This window comes from Streptomyces flavofungini, assembly GCF_041028215.1.
Classification (GTDB): domain Bacteria; phylum Actinomycetota; class Actinomycetes; order Streptomycetales; family Streptomycetaceae; genus Streptomyces; species Streptomyces flavofungini_B.
Map to the genome: position 1 here is coordinate 1 of NZ_JASKYR010001534.1, position 622 is coordinate 622.

Sequence of the window (622 nt, forward strand, 5' to 3'; positions counted from 1 at the left end):
CACCAAGGAAGCCGCCGCGCGGACGCTCGCCGAGCGCATGGTGGCCGGGGGGGGGGGGGGGGGGGGGGGGGGGGGGGGGGGGGGGGGGGGGGGGGGGGGGGGGGGGGGGGGGGGGGGGGGGGGGGGGGGGGGGGGGGGGGGGGGGGGTCCTGTAGCCCCCGCCCCCAGCCGGGCGATACGCGCGCGAAGGAGCCCGCGATGACCGACATGATCACCGCGGATCTGGTCGATCTCGAACTCGACCGGTCCGCCGACACCAAGGAAGCCGCCGCGCGGACGCTCGCCGAGCGCATGGTGGCCCTCGGGCGCGTGAGCGATCTGGACGGGTTCCTCGCCGATGTGGCGGCCCGCGAGGCACAGATGCCGACCGGCCTGGACGGCGGCATCGGCATCCCGCACTGCCGCAGCGCGCACGTCACCGAGCCCACGCTGGCCTTCGGCCGCTCGGCGCGCGGCATCGACTTCGGGGCCCCGGACGGCCCCGCGGACCTGATCTTCCTGATCGCCGCTCCGGCCGGAGCCGACGACGCCCATCTGACGATCCTGTCGTCGCTGGCCAGGCAGTTGATGAACCCGGAGTTCACGGGGGCGCTGCGGGCGGCGGACAGCGCCGGTGCGGCGG

1 protein-coding gene is annotated in these 622 nt (G+C 78.0%); it reads left to right on the plus strand.

The features are described 5' to 3' along the window. Positions 1-198 precede the first annotated feature (198 nt). Positions 199-622: PTS sugar transporter subunit IIA (locus AB8Z36_RS42050; RefSeq protein ID WP_369218570.1), on the plus strand; the 424-nt coding region annotated here is incomplete at its 3' end.